Annotated in this window: 10 protein-coding genes; 4 read left to right on the top strand and 6 right to left on the bottom strand. The window is 61.0% G+C overall.

The genetic code is table 11. The annotated features are described in order from the left end of the window. Nucleotides 1–14: 14 nt before the first annotated feature. The 4 genes from xthA to AR306_RS04285 all read left to right on the top strand — a co-directional run bounded on the left by xthA (nucleotide 15) and on the right by AR306_RS04285 (nucleotide 4,703). Nucleotides 15–833: an exodeoxyribonuclease III gene (gene xthA, locus AR306_RS04300; RefSeq protein WP_101496320.1), complete on the top strand. Its 819-nt coding sequence runs from the start codon at nucleotides 15–17 to the stop codon at nucleotides 831–833. 3 nt (nucleotides 834–836) lie between these two features. After that, the gene (locus AR306_RS04295) at nucleotides 837–1,898 is read left to right on the top strand and encodes an AraC family transcriptional regulator (RefSeq protein ID WP_101496319.1); all 1,062 of its coding nucleotides are present in this window, start codon (nucleotides 837–839) and stop codon (nucleotides 1,896–1,898) included. A 96-nt stretch (nucleotides 1,899–1,994) separates the two neighbouring features. Continuing rightward, nucleotides 1,995–3,323 (top strand): bifunctional DedA family/phosphatase PAP2 family protein, encoded by a 1,329-nt coding sequence (locus tag AR306_RS04290; RefSeq protein ID WP_101496318.1) that lies wholly within the window; start codon nucleotides 1,995–1,997, stop codon nucleotides 3,321–3,323. Nucleotides 3,324–3,335: 12 nt separating this feature from the next. Next, the gene (locus tag AR306_RS04285) at nucleotides 3,336–4,703 is read left to right on the top strand and encodes an MATE family efflux transporter (protein WP_101496317.1); all 1,368 of its coding nucleotides are present in this window, start codon (nucleotides 3,336–3,338) and stop codon (nucleotides 4,701–4,703) included. Nucleotides 4,704–4,815: 112 nt separating this feature from the next. Here AR306_RS04285 and AR306_RS04280 read toward each other — a convergent pair whose 3' ends face one another. The 6 genes from AR306_RS04280 to AR306_RS04255 all read right to left on the bottom strand — a co-directional run bounded on the left by AR306_RS04280 (nucleotide 4,816) and on the right by AR306_RS04255 (nucleotide 12,836). Continuing rightward, a complete protein-coding gene (locus tag AR306_RS04280) occupies nucleotides 4,816–6,186 on the bottom strand; it encodes a coiled-coil domain-containing protein (RefSeq protein WP_133539655.1) in 1,371 nt (456 codons plus the stop codon). Nucleotides 6,187–6,534: 348 nt separating this feature from the next. After that, entirely contained in the window at nucleotides 6,535–8,571 is a 2,037-nt protein-coding gene (locus AR306_RS04275) for an NADPH-dependent 2,4-dienoyl-CoA reductase (protein WP_101496315.1), read from the bottom strand. A 250-nt stretch (nucleotides 8,572–8,821) separates the two neighbouring features. Next, complete coding sequence (gene rpsT / locus AR306_RS04270; protein WP_101496314.1) at nucleotides 8,822–9,091, bottom strand: 30S ribosomal protein S20; 270 nt, start codon at nucleotides 9,089–9,091, stop codon at nucleotides 8,822–8,824. 210 nt (nucleotides 9,092–9,301) lie between these two features. Then, complete coding sequence (gene thrC, locus AR306_RS04265) at nucleotides 9,302–10,711, bottom strand: threonine synthase (RefSeq protein WP_101496313.1); 1,410 nt, start codon at nucleotides 10,709–10,711, stop codon at nucleotides 9,302–9,304. Nucleotides 10,712–10,732: 21 nt separating this feature from the next. Next, entirely contained in the window at nucleotides 10,733–12,037 is a 1,305-nt protein-coding gene (locus AR306_RS04260; RefSeq protein WP_101496312.1) for a homoserine dehydrogenase, read from the bottom strand. A gap of 55 nt (nucleotides 12,038–12,092) precedes the next feature. Further along, nucleotides 12,093–12,836, bottom strand: coding sequence for a DsbC family protein (locus AR306_RS04255; RefSeq protein ID WP_240622474.1), 744 nt, complete (start codon nucleotides 12,834–12,836; stop codon nucleotides 12,093–12,095). Nucleotides 12,837–12,846: the final 10 nt, after the last annotated feature.

Below are 12,846 nucleotides of genomic sequence, written 5' to 3'. Positions count from 1 at the left end.
GATAAAAACCATTCATGAAGCTTGTATCTTTCAACATCAACGGCCTGCGTGCCCGTCCGCACCAGCTTGAAGCCCTGATCGAAACCCACCAGCCCGATGTTATCGGCCTGCAGGAAATCAAGGTGGCTGACGAGCAGTTCCCGCATGAAATGATTCGCAAGCTAGGTTATCACGTGGAGCACCACGGGCAGAAGGGCCACTACGGTGTTGCACTGCTGTCGAAGCAGCCACCGGAAAACGTGGTCAAGGGGTTTCCCGGCGATCCTGAAGATGCCCAGCGCCGCTTCATCCGTGCCGACTATCGCGATGCCAACGGCCAGCGGGTGACCGTGATGAATGGCTATTTTCCCCAGGGGGAAAACCGCAAGCACGAAACCAAGTTTCCGGGCAAAGTCAGGTTCTATGCCGACTTGCAGTCACTGCTGGAAACCTCGTTCACGCCACAGGACCCGGTGGTGGTAATGGGCGATTTCAACATCTCGCCGGAAGACTGTGATATCGGCATCGGCCCGGACAATGCCAAGCGCTGGCTGCGTACCGGCAAGTGCAGCTTTCTGCCGGAAGAGCGCGAATGGATGCAGCACCTGAAGGACTGGGGACTGATCGACAGCTTCCGCCACCTGCATCCGGATACCGACGACCGCTTCAGCTGGTTCGACTACCGCAGCAAGGGTTTCGACGACACGCCCAAACGCGGCCTGCGCATCGACCTGATCATGGCCAGTCGTACCCTGGTGCCACACTTTGCCGAAGCCGGTATCGACTACGGGCTGCGCGGCATGGAGAAGCCGTCCGACCATGCCCCGATCTGGCTGACCCTGACGCCAAGGTAAGCCATGTCCCGACCCCGCATCCAGCTTGGCGACCTGTCGACGGGTTTTGTTCATCCCGTTGTTGGCGCTCTGGAATCCCTGGGCATCGATGCCACTCCGCTGCTGCAACGCTTCGGGCTGCCGGCACAGCGTCTGGCCTCTGCCGGCGCGCGCCTCTCGATTCCCCATTACATGCGTCTGGGGCATGCGGCAATCGAACTCAGCGGACATCCCGGGCTGGGCCTGCTGATGGGGGCCCATAGCCGTCTCGAACACTTCGGACTGGCCGGTGCCTGTGCCGCGCTGGCACCGGATGTCCGTTCGGCACTGCGCATCCTGACGTCCTTCGAGCCCCTGTACGCCTGTAACTACCTTGGCCGGAGCAGCCTGCAGGAAAGTGCCGACGGGGCCTGGGCCTGTTTCTATTCCATTGCCCCGTACAACGATTACAACCGCTTTGTGGTCGATGCTGTTCTGAAAAGCTGGCACAGCCACATGCAGCAGGTTGCAGGCGGCCCGGTAACGCTTGAACGGGTGCAGATCGAATACCCGGCTCCAGCCCATGGCGCCGCTTTCGAGCAGGCATTTGGCTGTCCGGTCGAGTTCGGGGCTCCGGCCAACCGTCTTCTGTGCAGTCCGCATACACTGGCCATGACCAATCCGCGCCATTGCCCACACAGCTGGCACGAGCTGCAGGCTCTAGGCCAACAGCAACTGGCCGTGCAGCAACGCCCTGCCAGTTTGTCCGAGCAGGTGGTTCGCCTGCTCGCCCCGCAACTGCGCAAGGGCGAGCCGGAACTGGCCGATATCGCCGGCCAGCTTCACCTGCCCGCCTGGACACTGCAGCGCCGGCTGGAACAGGAAGGCAGCAGTTTCCGTCAACTGTTGCAGGAAACGCGCCACAGCCTGGCAACCAGTTATCTGCACGATACCCGCCTGTCGATTGCCGAGATTGCCTGGCAGCTGGGCTTTTCGTCCAGCGAAGCCTTCCAGCGTGCCTTCAAGCGCTGGCAAGGCGAAACTCCCGGCCATTTCCGGCGTCTGAAACCAGTCACCGGGCCGGAGCGGCAGCAACGCAGCAGCTAACCCGGAACGCACTCCGGATGCCGCTTGGTATGGCCTGCGCAGTGCCTGTACAATCCGCCCCTGAGAAGCACTCCCTGATTTATTTACGGTTATTCAATGTCCGAGATGTCCGAGTTTTTTGCTCCACTGTTTGACTGGCTTGCCCTGCATCCGCACTGGCTTGGCGTCAGCATCTTCCTGATCATCCTGGTGGAGTGCACGGCATTGATCGGAATCATCTGGCCAGGCGTGATTCTGGTATTTTCTGCCGCCCTGCTGGCCGGGCAGGCCGGCGCTGCCCTGTGGCCGCTGGCCCTACTGGCATGGCTGGCGGCTTTTCTGGGCAACAGCGGCTCGTATCTGCTCGGTGCCCGTTTGCAGGCCGGCGTTCATCGCCTGCCACTGCTGCGCAAGCACCCGCAATGGCTGGCCCAGGCTGAAGTTCACCTGTCCAGCTATGGCGGGGCCAGCCTGTTCTTTGGCCACTTCATCGGCCCGTTGCGCCCGGTGCTGCCCATGCTGGCCGGCATGCTGCACATGTCGGGGAAACGCTTCATCCTCATCAATGCCTGTAGCGCCGGCATCTGGTCGCTCTCTGCCGTGATACCCGGCTGGCTGGCCGGGGCTGCGCTGGACAGCACCCCGCCACCCGGCTTCTGGCCACAAGCCCTCTTGCTGACAGGTGGTTTCGGCCTGCTGATCGCAAGCGGCATCTGGCTGGGAAGAACCCGCCAGCCACATCGCCACGCCCTGCTTGCCCTGCTGACCGGACTGCTGTTGCTGGCCATGCTGGCCGGCTGGCCATGGTTGCAGGTCTTCGACCTCTACCTGCAGCAGCTCATTCTGGGCCTGTCCAGCTCTGCCCTCGACAAGCTGATGCTGGTGCTGACCCAGCTCGGTGATGTCAAGCTGCAGATCATGCTGGACGCCCTGTTGTGCCTGCTGCTACTGCTGTATCGGGCACGTACCGCGCTACTGTTTGCCGCTACCAGCCTGATGGGTGCCACCCTGCTCAATGCCCTGTTCAAGGCAGTGGTGGCACGCATTCGTCCCCATTTGCTGCCACAGGTCCTGGACGGTTACAGCATGCCCAGCGGACACAGCGTTCGGGCTTTCACCTTTTTCCTGGTGATTGCCATCCTGTTTGGCATGGCCCGGCGCTGGCAGTTGCGTACCTTCCTGATTGCCCTGGCCTGCCTTCCGGCCAGCCTGGTGGCCTTGTCACGGGTTTACCTGACGGCACACTGGCCAACCGATGTGCTGGCCGGTGCCCTGCTCGCCACCTTCAGCTGTGCGCTGGCACTGAGCCTGTTCTGCAGGAACCACTCGCCGGCCCCGCTACCCGGCCGTTTCTGGTTGCTGCAAGGCAGCCTGTCGCTGGTCATTTTCATTCTGTTCGTGCTCTGGTCATTCTCTGCCACCGCCAGCAAATACAATCTATTCTGAGTTGCCCGCCCCATGTCCAACCCGGCTTTGCGCCCGCGCCTGTTCAATGAGTGGCGGGCACTCCTGAAATTGTCCGCCCCCATTGTCGTCGCCCAGCTGGCCAATGCGGCGATGGGCTTTGTCGATACCATGATGGCCGGCCGGGTCAGCCCGACCGATCTGGCTGCCGTAGCCCTCGGCAACTCGATCTGGATGCCTGTCTTCCTGTTCATGAGCGGTGTCCTGATGGCGACCACGGCCAAAGTGGCGCGGATTTTCGGTGCCGGTGGCACGCGCCAGATCGGCCCGCTGGTACACCAGGCGCTGTGGCTGGGCCTGTTGCTGGGCAGTCTGCTGGCAATACTGATGTGGAACGCCGAACCCCTGCTTGTCCTGCTGGGCATAGAGCCCGTACTGGTCGAACCAGCGATGGGCTATCTGCGCGCCGTTGCCTGCGGCTTTCCGGCACTGGCACTGTACACGGTACTGCGCTGCTACAGCGATGCGCTGGGCCGCACCCGCCCGAGCATGGTGATCGGCCTGCTTGGCCTGCTGATCAACATTCCGGCCAACTATGCCTTCATCCACGGCAAGCTCGGCCTGCCGGCGATGGGCGGCGTCGGCTGCGGCTGGGCCACGGCGCTGGTCATGGTCTGCATGATGCTGGCGATGTTCTGGTGGGTCTATTGGGCTCCCCACTACCGCCGGCACGGAATATTCAAACGCTGGTCACTGCCCCGGCGCCAGCCCCTCGGCGGGCTGCTGGTCCTGGGCCTGCCGATCGGTATCTCGATTTTTGCCGAGGCCAGTATTTTCTCCGTTATTGCCTTGCTGATCGGCGGGCTGGGCGCAAATACAGTGGCCGGGCACCAGATCGCCCTCAACTTCAGCTCGCTGGTGTTCATGCTACCCTACTCGCTGGGCATGGCGACCACGGTGCGGGTCGGGCAGACCCTTGGCGCGGGCCGACCGGCCGATGCAGCCTTTGCCGCCCGCGTCGCGATGGGCAGCGCACTGTTGCTGGCCTGCGTTTCTGCCAGTTACATGACATTGTTGCGCGAGCCGATTGCCCGCATCTACACCAGTGACCCGCAGGTGCTGGGCATTGCCGCCACCCTGATCATCTACGCCGCCGTATTCCAGTTTTCCGATGCGGTGCAGGTGACTGCCGCCGGCGCCTTGCGAGGCTACCAGGATACCCGGATCACCATGCTGATCACCCTGGCATCCTACTGGGGTATCGGCCTGCCCATCGGTTATTCACTTGGCTTGACCGATATCGCCGGTCCGGCACAGGGTCCGGCAGGATTGTGGCAAGGCCTGATCGCCGGCCTGACCTGCGCCGCCGTTCTATTGGGCTGGCGGCTCGGACACATGGCGAAAAAACACCGGCTGGCGTAGAGCCGGATCAGGCAGCGATCATTACTGTTACCGGGGCTACACGCCGCGAACACACTTGCAGCAGCCGGCAGACAGCTGCCAGCCATGGAAATGCCGGGCATCAACAGGCCGGTTACCAGAGTTCCTTGTGGCGGGAACAGCGGTTGGAAATGCCCTGGGTAAAACGGCTCGGATGCGTCTTGCGCTCAAGCGGCAAACCGCACAACTGGCCTGTCACCGGAATATGGGCATCACATACCGGCGTTTCATAGTGCTTGAGCCAGACCTTGTAATCCTCCTCACTGACCATGCAGTACCTGGCCGCATAGGCGGACGGGCTTTTCAGGAACTCGTCCACCTCATCCACCGGGATGGTGATATGCCCGGCACCGGGCTGCAGGGTCACCAGAGAGACTCCCGCCTCCTCCAGACGCTCCAGCACCGCGCTCGAGGCGGCCAGCATGGCCTTGCACTCCTGACGGATGCTGTCACCCTCTTTCCGGGCCTGCAGCAGCTCGTCCTGCAAGCCGGCAAGGCGGCTTTCGTAGCGCTGCTGCTGGTGTTGACGCTGTTCCTGGTGGGTGTTTTCCAGCAGCTCCTTGTGGGCCTGCAACTCCTGCTCGAACTGCTCCTTCAACATGGCAACCTGGTTTTGCTCCTTGACGGCCATGCTTTGTAGCTGCTGCCTGGCACTCTCGCCAATATGGCCCAGTTGCCTGACCTGTTTTTTCAGGATCCGGTTTTGCTCTTGCAGGGCCAGCAGTTCCTGTTCCAGCTGTTGCATGCCGGTCCGGCTGGCGGCCAACTGCTGCTCGGTACGCCGGCGCAAACCGGCCAGCGCCTCACCATGCTCGGTTTCCAGGGTGCGCATACGCAAGCGCTGCTGCTTGATCAGCTGGGCGGCTTTCTTGCGCTGCTCCCGTTCACGCTCGGCAGCTATGCGTTCCTGGTTTTTTTTCCTTTCCACATCTGCCGGCAACTGCCATGACTCTTCCGCCACCACCTGCAACTTGTCCAGTTCGAACCGTGCCGTGGCCGCCGCTTCTTCTTCCTCGACCAGCAAGCGCAGCTGGTTGCGTTTCACCGCGTCACGGATCATGTACAGATGGTTGTGCCCCGGTGTCAGGTCAGGGTCCCACAGATGCATTTGCAACCATGGAATCGGAGACTGGCTGCGGCATACCAGACGAATCGGGCCGCCTTCGAGATCAGGACCGTATTCCGCTTTCTCTACCAACTGGCGCAAGGGCACATTCCAGCCCGAATCTGCGGTACCCTTCTCGTCAAAATCCAGATAGAACAGCACCACCGAGCGCACCTGCAGCCGGGGATTGATCACCACGTAAGCTGCACGGACCTGCTGGTCGGCCCATTCCGGCATGCTGACCACATTGTCCAGCACGGCCTCGAATTCCGGATACAGCATTTCCGTGGCAATCCCGGCATCACTGAACAACAGGATGGCTTCAGTCATCTGTTGTCGACTCAGCCTGAAGGTACTCATGTAATTCGATTCTCCCTGGTTCCGGCACACCCCGTACCCTGTGCAGCCGGGCCGGACCACGCCGACCTGCAAGTTTGGCGTACCTTCCGGCAAGTCGGCACGCATCACGTGCCGATCCTACATCAGTTGGGGCCTGCAAGCTGAAGACATGAAAGGGTTTGTGATTTATAGCACAGAAGTGGCTGCCAAACGGCAGACAAATCACCAAACACCAGGGAGAGCTGAGGCTATGGACTGATCCGGTAGCCGGCAACAAGGGGATACCGCGGTCAGTCGCCCGCCAACGGACGCCTGACCGCAACGGAGCCAGCCACGACAAGACCGGCACTTTCGCTGCTGCAACGCATATCAGATGACAGCTGCGATCCTTGCACCCTGGTCAATGGCGCGCTTGGCATCCAGTTCGGCAGCCACATCGGCCCCCCCAGCCAGATGCACGGTCAGTCCGCCAGACTCCAGTCGTTCCTGCAACTCACGCTGCGAGGTCTGGCCGGCACAGATCACGATGTTATCGACCTCCAGCAGCTGCGGCGCGCCACCGGCAATCGAGACATGCAAACCTGCATCATCGATTTTCAGGTATTCGACGCTGTTGATCATCTGCACCTTTTTCTTGCTCAGGTCGGCACGGTGAATCCAGCCGGTGGTCTTGCCCAGGCCAGCACCCACCTTGCTGCTCTTGCGTTGCAGCAGGTATACCTCACGCGGACTGGCCGGAAACTCGGGCTCCACACCGGCCACGCCGCCACGCGCGGTCAGTCCGGGATCAATGCCCCACTCGCGCCAGAAAACCTGCGTATCCAGACTGGCCGGCTTGCCGGTGTGGGTCAACAATTCGGACACATCAAAGCCGATACCGCCAGCACCGATCACCGCCACCCTCCGGCCGACCTGCTCATGCCGCGCAATCGCCTGCAGGTAGCTCAATACCTTGGGATGGCTGATTCCCGGGATATCAGGTGTGCGCGGCACGATGCCGGTCGCCAGGATCACCTCGTCAAAACCGCCATCGAGAATATCCTGCGCACTGACTCTGGTATTGAGCCTGACCTCAACCCCGGTCTCTTGCAGCAGGTGGCTGAAATAGCGCAGGGTTTCATAGAACTCCTCCTTGCCCGGGATCCGCTTGGCCACATTGAACTGGCCACCGATTTCACTGCCGGCATCAAACAGGGTCACCTTGTGACCGCGCCTCGCGGCTACGGTGGCTGCTGACAGGCCAGCCGGGCCGGCACCAATCACCGCCAGTTTTTTCGGTTGCTCCAGCGGCAGGTAGACCAGCTCGGTTTCATGACAGGCACGCGGGTTGACCAGACAGGAGGACAGCTTGCCGCTGAAGGTGTGGTCGAGACAGGCCTGGTTACAGGCGATACAGGTGTTGATCCGCTCGGGCTGGCCGGCGGCGGCCTTGTTGACAAACTCCGGATCAGCGAGGAACGGGCGCGCCATCGACACCATGTCGGCAGCACCGCTGGCGATTGCCTGCTCGGCCACCTCGGGCGTATTGATGCGGTTGGTGGCCACCAGCGGAATGCCGACCTCGCCACGCAATTTGGCGGTGACGCTGACAAAGGCACCGCGTGGCACCTTGGTGGCAATGGTCGGAATGCGCGCTTCGTGCCAGCCGATGCCGGTGTTGATGATGGTGGCACCAGCCGCTTCGATCGCCCTGGCCAGCTCGACGATCTCGTCCCAGTTGCTGCCGCTGTCGAGCAGGTCAAGCATCGACAGCCGGTAGATGATGATGAAATCCTCGCCCACGGCTTCACGGGCACGGCGCACGATTTCCACCGGCAGGCGCATGCGGTTGGCGAACTCGCCGCCCCACTCGTCGTTGCGCTGGTTGGTGTGGCTGACCAGGAACTGGTTGATGAAGTAGCCTTCCGAGCCCATCACTTCGACACCATCGTAGCCGGCCAGACGCGCCATTTGCGCACAGTTGACGAAGTCGTCGACCTGCTGCCAGATCTCGTCGCCGGTCAACTCCCTTGGCTTGAACGGATTGATCGGCGCCTGGATGGCACTCGGCGCAACCAGCTCGGGGCTGAACGCATAACGTCCGGCATGCAGGATCTGCAGGCAGATCTTGCCGTCTGCGGCATGCACCGCTTCGGTGACAATGCGGTGCTGGGCCGCCTCCTCGGGAGTGGTCAATTTGGCGGCACCCTTGTAGACGCCCCCCACCGCATTCGGCGCGATACCCCCGGTCACCATCAGGCCGACACCGCCACGGGCGCGTTCGGCAAAATAGGCCGCCATGCGCTCGAAACCACCGGGGCGCTCTTCCAGGCCGGTATGCATCGAGCCCATCAGAACGCGGTTTTTCAGGGTGGTAAAGCCCAGATCAAGGGGCTGCAACAGGTTCGGGTAATGGGGGTTGGTCATGTCAGCTCTCCACGGTTTCATGCCGGTGCACGGGTGTTTTGTTGTTTGCCACACATTAGCCAGCCTGCCTGAGCAACTCAATGACCAAGAAATACAGATTACTGACTAGAAACAACGGCGCATTTACAATGCTGTGCGTTCACCGCCCGGCTTCAGGGGGAGAGGTTACCGCAGCAATCCTGCCTGTCGGCGCTTTTTACAGGCACAAAAAAACCGGTCTTGAAGACCGGTTTTTTGCAATGCTCAGGGCTTATGCAGCTGCCAGCGCCTTGATGTGCTGGTTCAGGCGGCTCTTGTGACGAGCGGCCTTGTTCTTGTGCAGAATGCCTTTGTCAGCCATGCGGTCAATGACCGGAACAGCCTTGGCGTAGGCTTCCTGGGCCTTGGCCAGGTCTTTGGCGTCCAGCGCCTTGACTACGTTCTTGATGTAGGTGCGAACCATGGAACGCAGGCTGGCATTGTGGCTGTTGCGCTTCTCAGCCTGTTTGGCGCGTTTTTTGGCAGAAGGGCTGTTGGCCACAGTCTAACTCCTCGAAAACTTCTATATGAAAGGGAAAAAATGATTTGCGAATCATGCCGATTAAACCGGCTCGTGTCAAGTGTCGGCTCTACAGATTTGCCATACGTTTCACCACGAACAGCAGCGGCCTTGCGGTATGTCGCTCCGCATGACCACAACCGGCCAGCAGCCGGTATCTCACCGAACCTGCCGACCCTGTGATCCGGTGACTTACAGCGGCTTGCCGCGGTTGCCGTGCTGGCTGACAAACTCCTGTACTGTTTTCAGATCATTAGCCAGTACCGTGCAACGCTCTTCGCGTTCGAACAGGTCGGCCATGTGCGGTGGCAGATGTGGTGCTACACCAGCCACGGCTTTTTCCACCGCGTCAGGGAACTTGACCGGATGCGCAGTAGCCAGCGTTACCATTGGCACGCCCAGGCTACGGCGGCATTCGCGCGCAGCACGCACGCCAATCGCGGTATGCGGGTCAAGAATCTCGCCACACTGGGCATATACCTCGGCAATGGTACGGCAGGTCTGCTCATCATCCACTGCAAGGGAGTCAAACAGCTTGCGCACCTCGCTCCAGCGGTCCTCTTCCACCGACAGCTGGCCGGTTGCGCGGAAATCGTCCATCAGCTGTGCCACCAGCGCGCCGTTGCGGCCATGCATGTCGAACAGCAGACGCTCGAAGTTGGACGACACCATGATGTCCATGGACGGAGACAGTGTCGGATGCAGCTCATCCTTGTGGTAGCGGTTGCCGCTCATGAAACGGTGCAGGATGTCGTTGCGGTTGGTGGCGACGATCAGCTGGCTGATCGGCAGGCCCATGTTGCGTGCCAGGTAGCCGGCAAAGATATCGCCGAAGTTGCCGGTCGGTACCGAGAAGGCCACCGAACGGTGCGGCGCACCCAGCTGCAGTGCGGCATGGAAGTAGTAGACGATCTGCGCCATGATGCGCGCCCAGTTGATCGAGTTGACCGCGACCAGACGGGTACCCTTGAGGAAACCCTGGTCGGCGAAGCTGGCCTTGACCATCTCCTGGCAGTCATCGAAGTTGCCTTCGATGGCGATGTTGTGGATGTTGTCGCTGATGGCGGTGGTCATCTGCTTGCGCTGTACTTCAGATACGCGCTGATGCGGGTGCAGGATGAAGATGTCGACGTTGTCGCAGCGGCGGCAGCCCTCAATGGCGGCCGAACCGGTATCACCCGAGGTGGCACCCATGATCACCACGCGCTCGCCACGCTTGGTCAGCACATGATCCAGCAGGCGGCCCAGCAGCTGCAGGGCAAAGTCCTTGAATGCCAGGGTCGGGCCGTGGAACAACTCCAGCGCCCACTCATTGGTGTCCAGCTGACGCAATGGGGCGACTGCACTATTGGCAAAAGCGCCGTAAGTGTCTTCCAGGATGGCCTTGAAGTCGGCATCGCTGATGCAGCCGGCAACAAAGGGACGCATCACTTCAAATGCCAGCTCGTGATACGGCAGACCGACCCAGGACTGCATCTGTTCCAGGGTGAAGCGCGGCAGGTTTTCCGGTACGTAGAGACCACCATCGCTGGCCAGGCCGGCCAGCAATACATCTTCAAAATTCAGGGCCGGAGCCTGGCCACGGGTGCTGATATAACGCATGTTGTTTGCCTTTGTGAAAAATTAATCCAGCTGTTCGACACGGATGCGGACCACCGGCGCCATCACCGATTCCAGCGCTTCCAGGGCGACAATCGCATCACGCATGCGTGCCTCCTGTACCCGGTGGGTCAGCAGAACGATCGGGATCAGGCCGTCCTGCTCTTCCACATCTTTCTGCATGATGGACTCGATATTGATGCCACGCTCCGACAGGATGCTGGCGACCTCGGCCAGTACGCCGGGATGATCCTTGGCCTGAATACGCAAATAATAAGCGGTTTCACAGCGCTCAATGCCCAGCACCGGCTCATCGGACAGGGCATCGGCCTGGAATGCCAGCGCCGCCACACGCTCGGCCGGCTCGCAATCCATGGTACGGACGATATCAACCAGATCGGCAACCACGGCAGAGGCGGTCGGTTCCATGCCCGCGCCGGCGCCGTAGTACAGGGTGCTGCCCACGGCATCGCCATTGACCATCACCGCGTTCATGACGCCATTGACATTGGCAATCAGGCGCTCGGCCGGAATCAGGGTCGGATGCACGCGCAGCTCGATGCCTTCCGCCGTCCTGCGTGCCACCCCCAGGTGCTTGATGCGGTAACCCAGCACTTCGGCATACTGCACATCATCTGCCGTCAGGCCGGTAATGCCTTCGGTGTAGGCCTTGTCGAACTGCAACGGAATGCCGAAAGCGATCGAAGCCAGAATGGTCAGCTTGTGCGCCGCATCGATACCTTCCACGTCAAAGGTCGGGTCGGCTTCGGCATAGCCCAGCGTCTGCGCCTCTTTCAGCACATCGGTAAAGGCCCGACCGTGTTCGCGCATTTCGGTGAGAATGAAGTTACCGGTGCCGTTGATGATGCCGGCCAGCCAGTTGATACGGTTGCCGGCAAGACCCTCACGGATCGCCTTGATCACCGGAATACCGCCGGCCACCGCGGCCTCGTAGCCAACCATGACGCCCTTGTCCCGGGCACGGGCAAAAATCTCGTTGCCGTGTACCGCCAACAGCGCCTTGTTGGCCGTGACCACATGCTTGCCCTGGTCGATGGCCGCCATCACCACCTCGCGGGCCACGCTGTCACCGCCAATCAGCTCCACCACCACCTCGACCTCCGGGTTGGCAACCACCTCCAGAGCGTTGTCGGTTACGGTAATACCGGTGGTATCACACTGGGGATTGACGCTGCGGGCAGCCACATGCACCACCTCGATCCGGGTGCCGATACGGCGGGCAATTTCCGTTGCGTTACGCTGCAATACATTAAGTGTGCCGCCACCTACAGTGCCCAGCCCACAAATTCCGACCTTGACGGTTTTCACGCTATGCCAACCTCTCTCGTTCCGGCCCTCGCTCACGGCGGGGCGCCTGTATTTATTACTGTTGTGCCTGCAAAGCCAGAGCAATCAGCTGGGCTGCAGGCATGTAGCCGGGCAATATCTCGCCATTATCAAGCACGATCGCCGGTGTTCCCCTCACCCCGAGCTGCTGGCCCAGGGCAAACTGCCGGTCGACCGGATTTCTGCACGTGGCTGATGCCACACTCTGGCGCCTTTTGGCGCGTGTCATCGCGGCCTGCCGGTCATCGGCACACCAGATGCTGACCATGGTGTCATAGGTATTGCCGGACAGGCCTTGTCGTGGCCAGGCCAGATAACGCACTTCGATTCCGGCTGCAGTCAGTGCTTCAACCTCGCCATGCAGCTTTTGGCAATAACCGCAATCGACATCGGTAAATACGGTAATGCGCGCCCTGGTTTCCGCTGCCGGAAACACCACCATGTCGGCAACATCGAGATTGCCGATCAGGCCGGCGGTAACTTCCTGCCGGGCCTGCTCGGTCAGGTTGACGGCGCTGTCATTGCGCACCTGATACAGCTGGCCATGCAGAATGAACTCTGCACCCTTGTCCGTATACAGGAACTCTCCGCCCTTGAGGCGGACCTCAAACAGGTCGGACCCGGCAACCCTTTCGACCCGCTCGACGGCCAGGTCAGGCTGCAGACGGGCAATTTGCTGGCGTATCTGCTCGGCGCTGCCATCCTGCGCACGGACAGACGCGCAGGACATCAGCAACGCCAACAATAACAGACGGCAAATCACGATTGAATGCATGCTCATGGACACCCGA

The sequence above is a fragment of the Thiopseudomonas denitrificans genome (genome assembly GCF_002866065.1).
Taxonomy (GTDB): Bacteria; Pseudomonadota; Gammaproteobacteria; order Pseudomonadales; family Pseudomonadaceae; genus Thiopseudomonas; species Thiopseudomonas denitrificans.
Note: the sequence above shows the minus strand (reverse complement) of the source record. Positions and strands in the feature narration are given on the sequence as shown.

Excerpts from the sequence above, each read along its gene's own strand:
- xthA (WP_101496320.1), top strand. The coding sequence starts at position 15 with ATGAAGCTTGTATCTTTCAACATCAACGGCCTGCGTGCCCGTCCGCAC.
- AR306_RS04295 (WP_101496319.1), top strand. The coding sequence starts at position 837 with ATGTCCCGACCCCGCATCCAGCTTGGCGACCTGTCGACGGGTTTTGTT.
- AR306_RS04290 (WP_101496318.1), top strand. The coding sequence starts at position 1,995 with ATGTCCGAGATGTCCGAGTTTTTTGCTCCACTGTTTGACTGGCTTGCC.
- AR306_RS04285 (WP_101496317.1), top strand. The coding sequence starts at position 3,336 with ATGTCCAACCCGGCTTTGCGCCCGCGCCTGTTCAATGAGTGGCGGGCA.
- AR306_RS04280 (WP_133539655.1), bottom strand. The coding sequence starts at position 6,186 with ATGAGTACCTTCAGGCTGAGTCGACAACAGATGACTGAAGCCATCCTG.
- AR306_RS04275 (WP_101496315.1), bottom strand. The coding sequence starts at position 8,571 with ATGACCAACCCCCATTACCCGAACCTGTTGCAGCCCCTTGATCTGGGC.
- thrC (WP_101496313.1), bottom strand. The coding sequence starts at position 10,711 with ATGCGTTATATCAGCACCCGTGGCCAGGCTCCGGCCCTGAATTTTGAA.
- AR306_RS04255 (WP_240622474.1), bottom strand. The coding sequence starts at position 12,836 with ATGAGCATGCATTCAATCGTGATTTGCCGTCTGTTATTGTTGGCGTTG.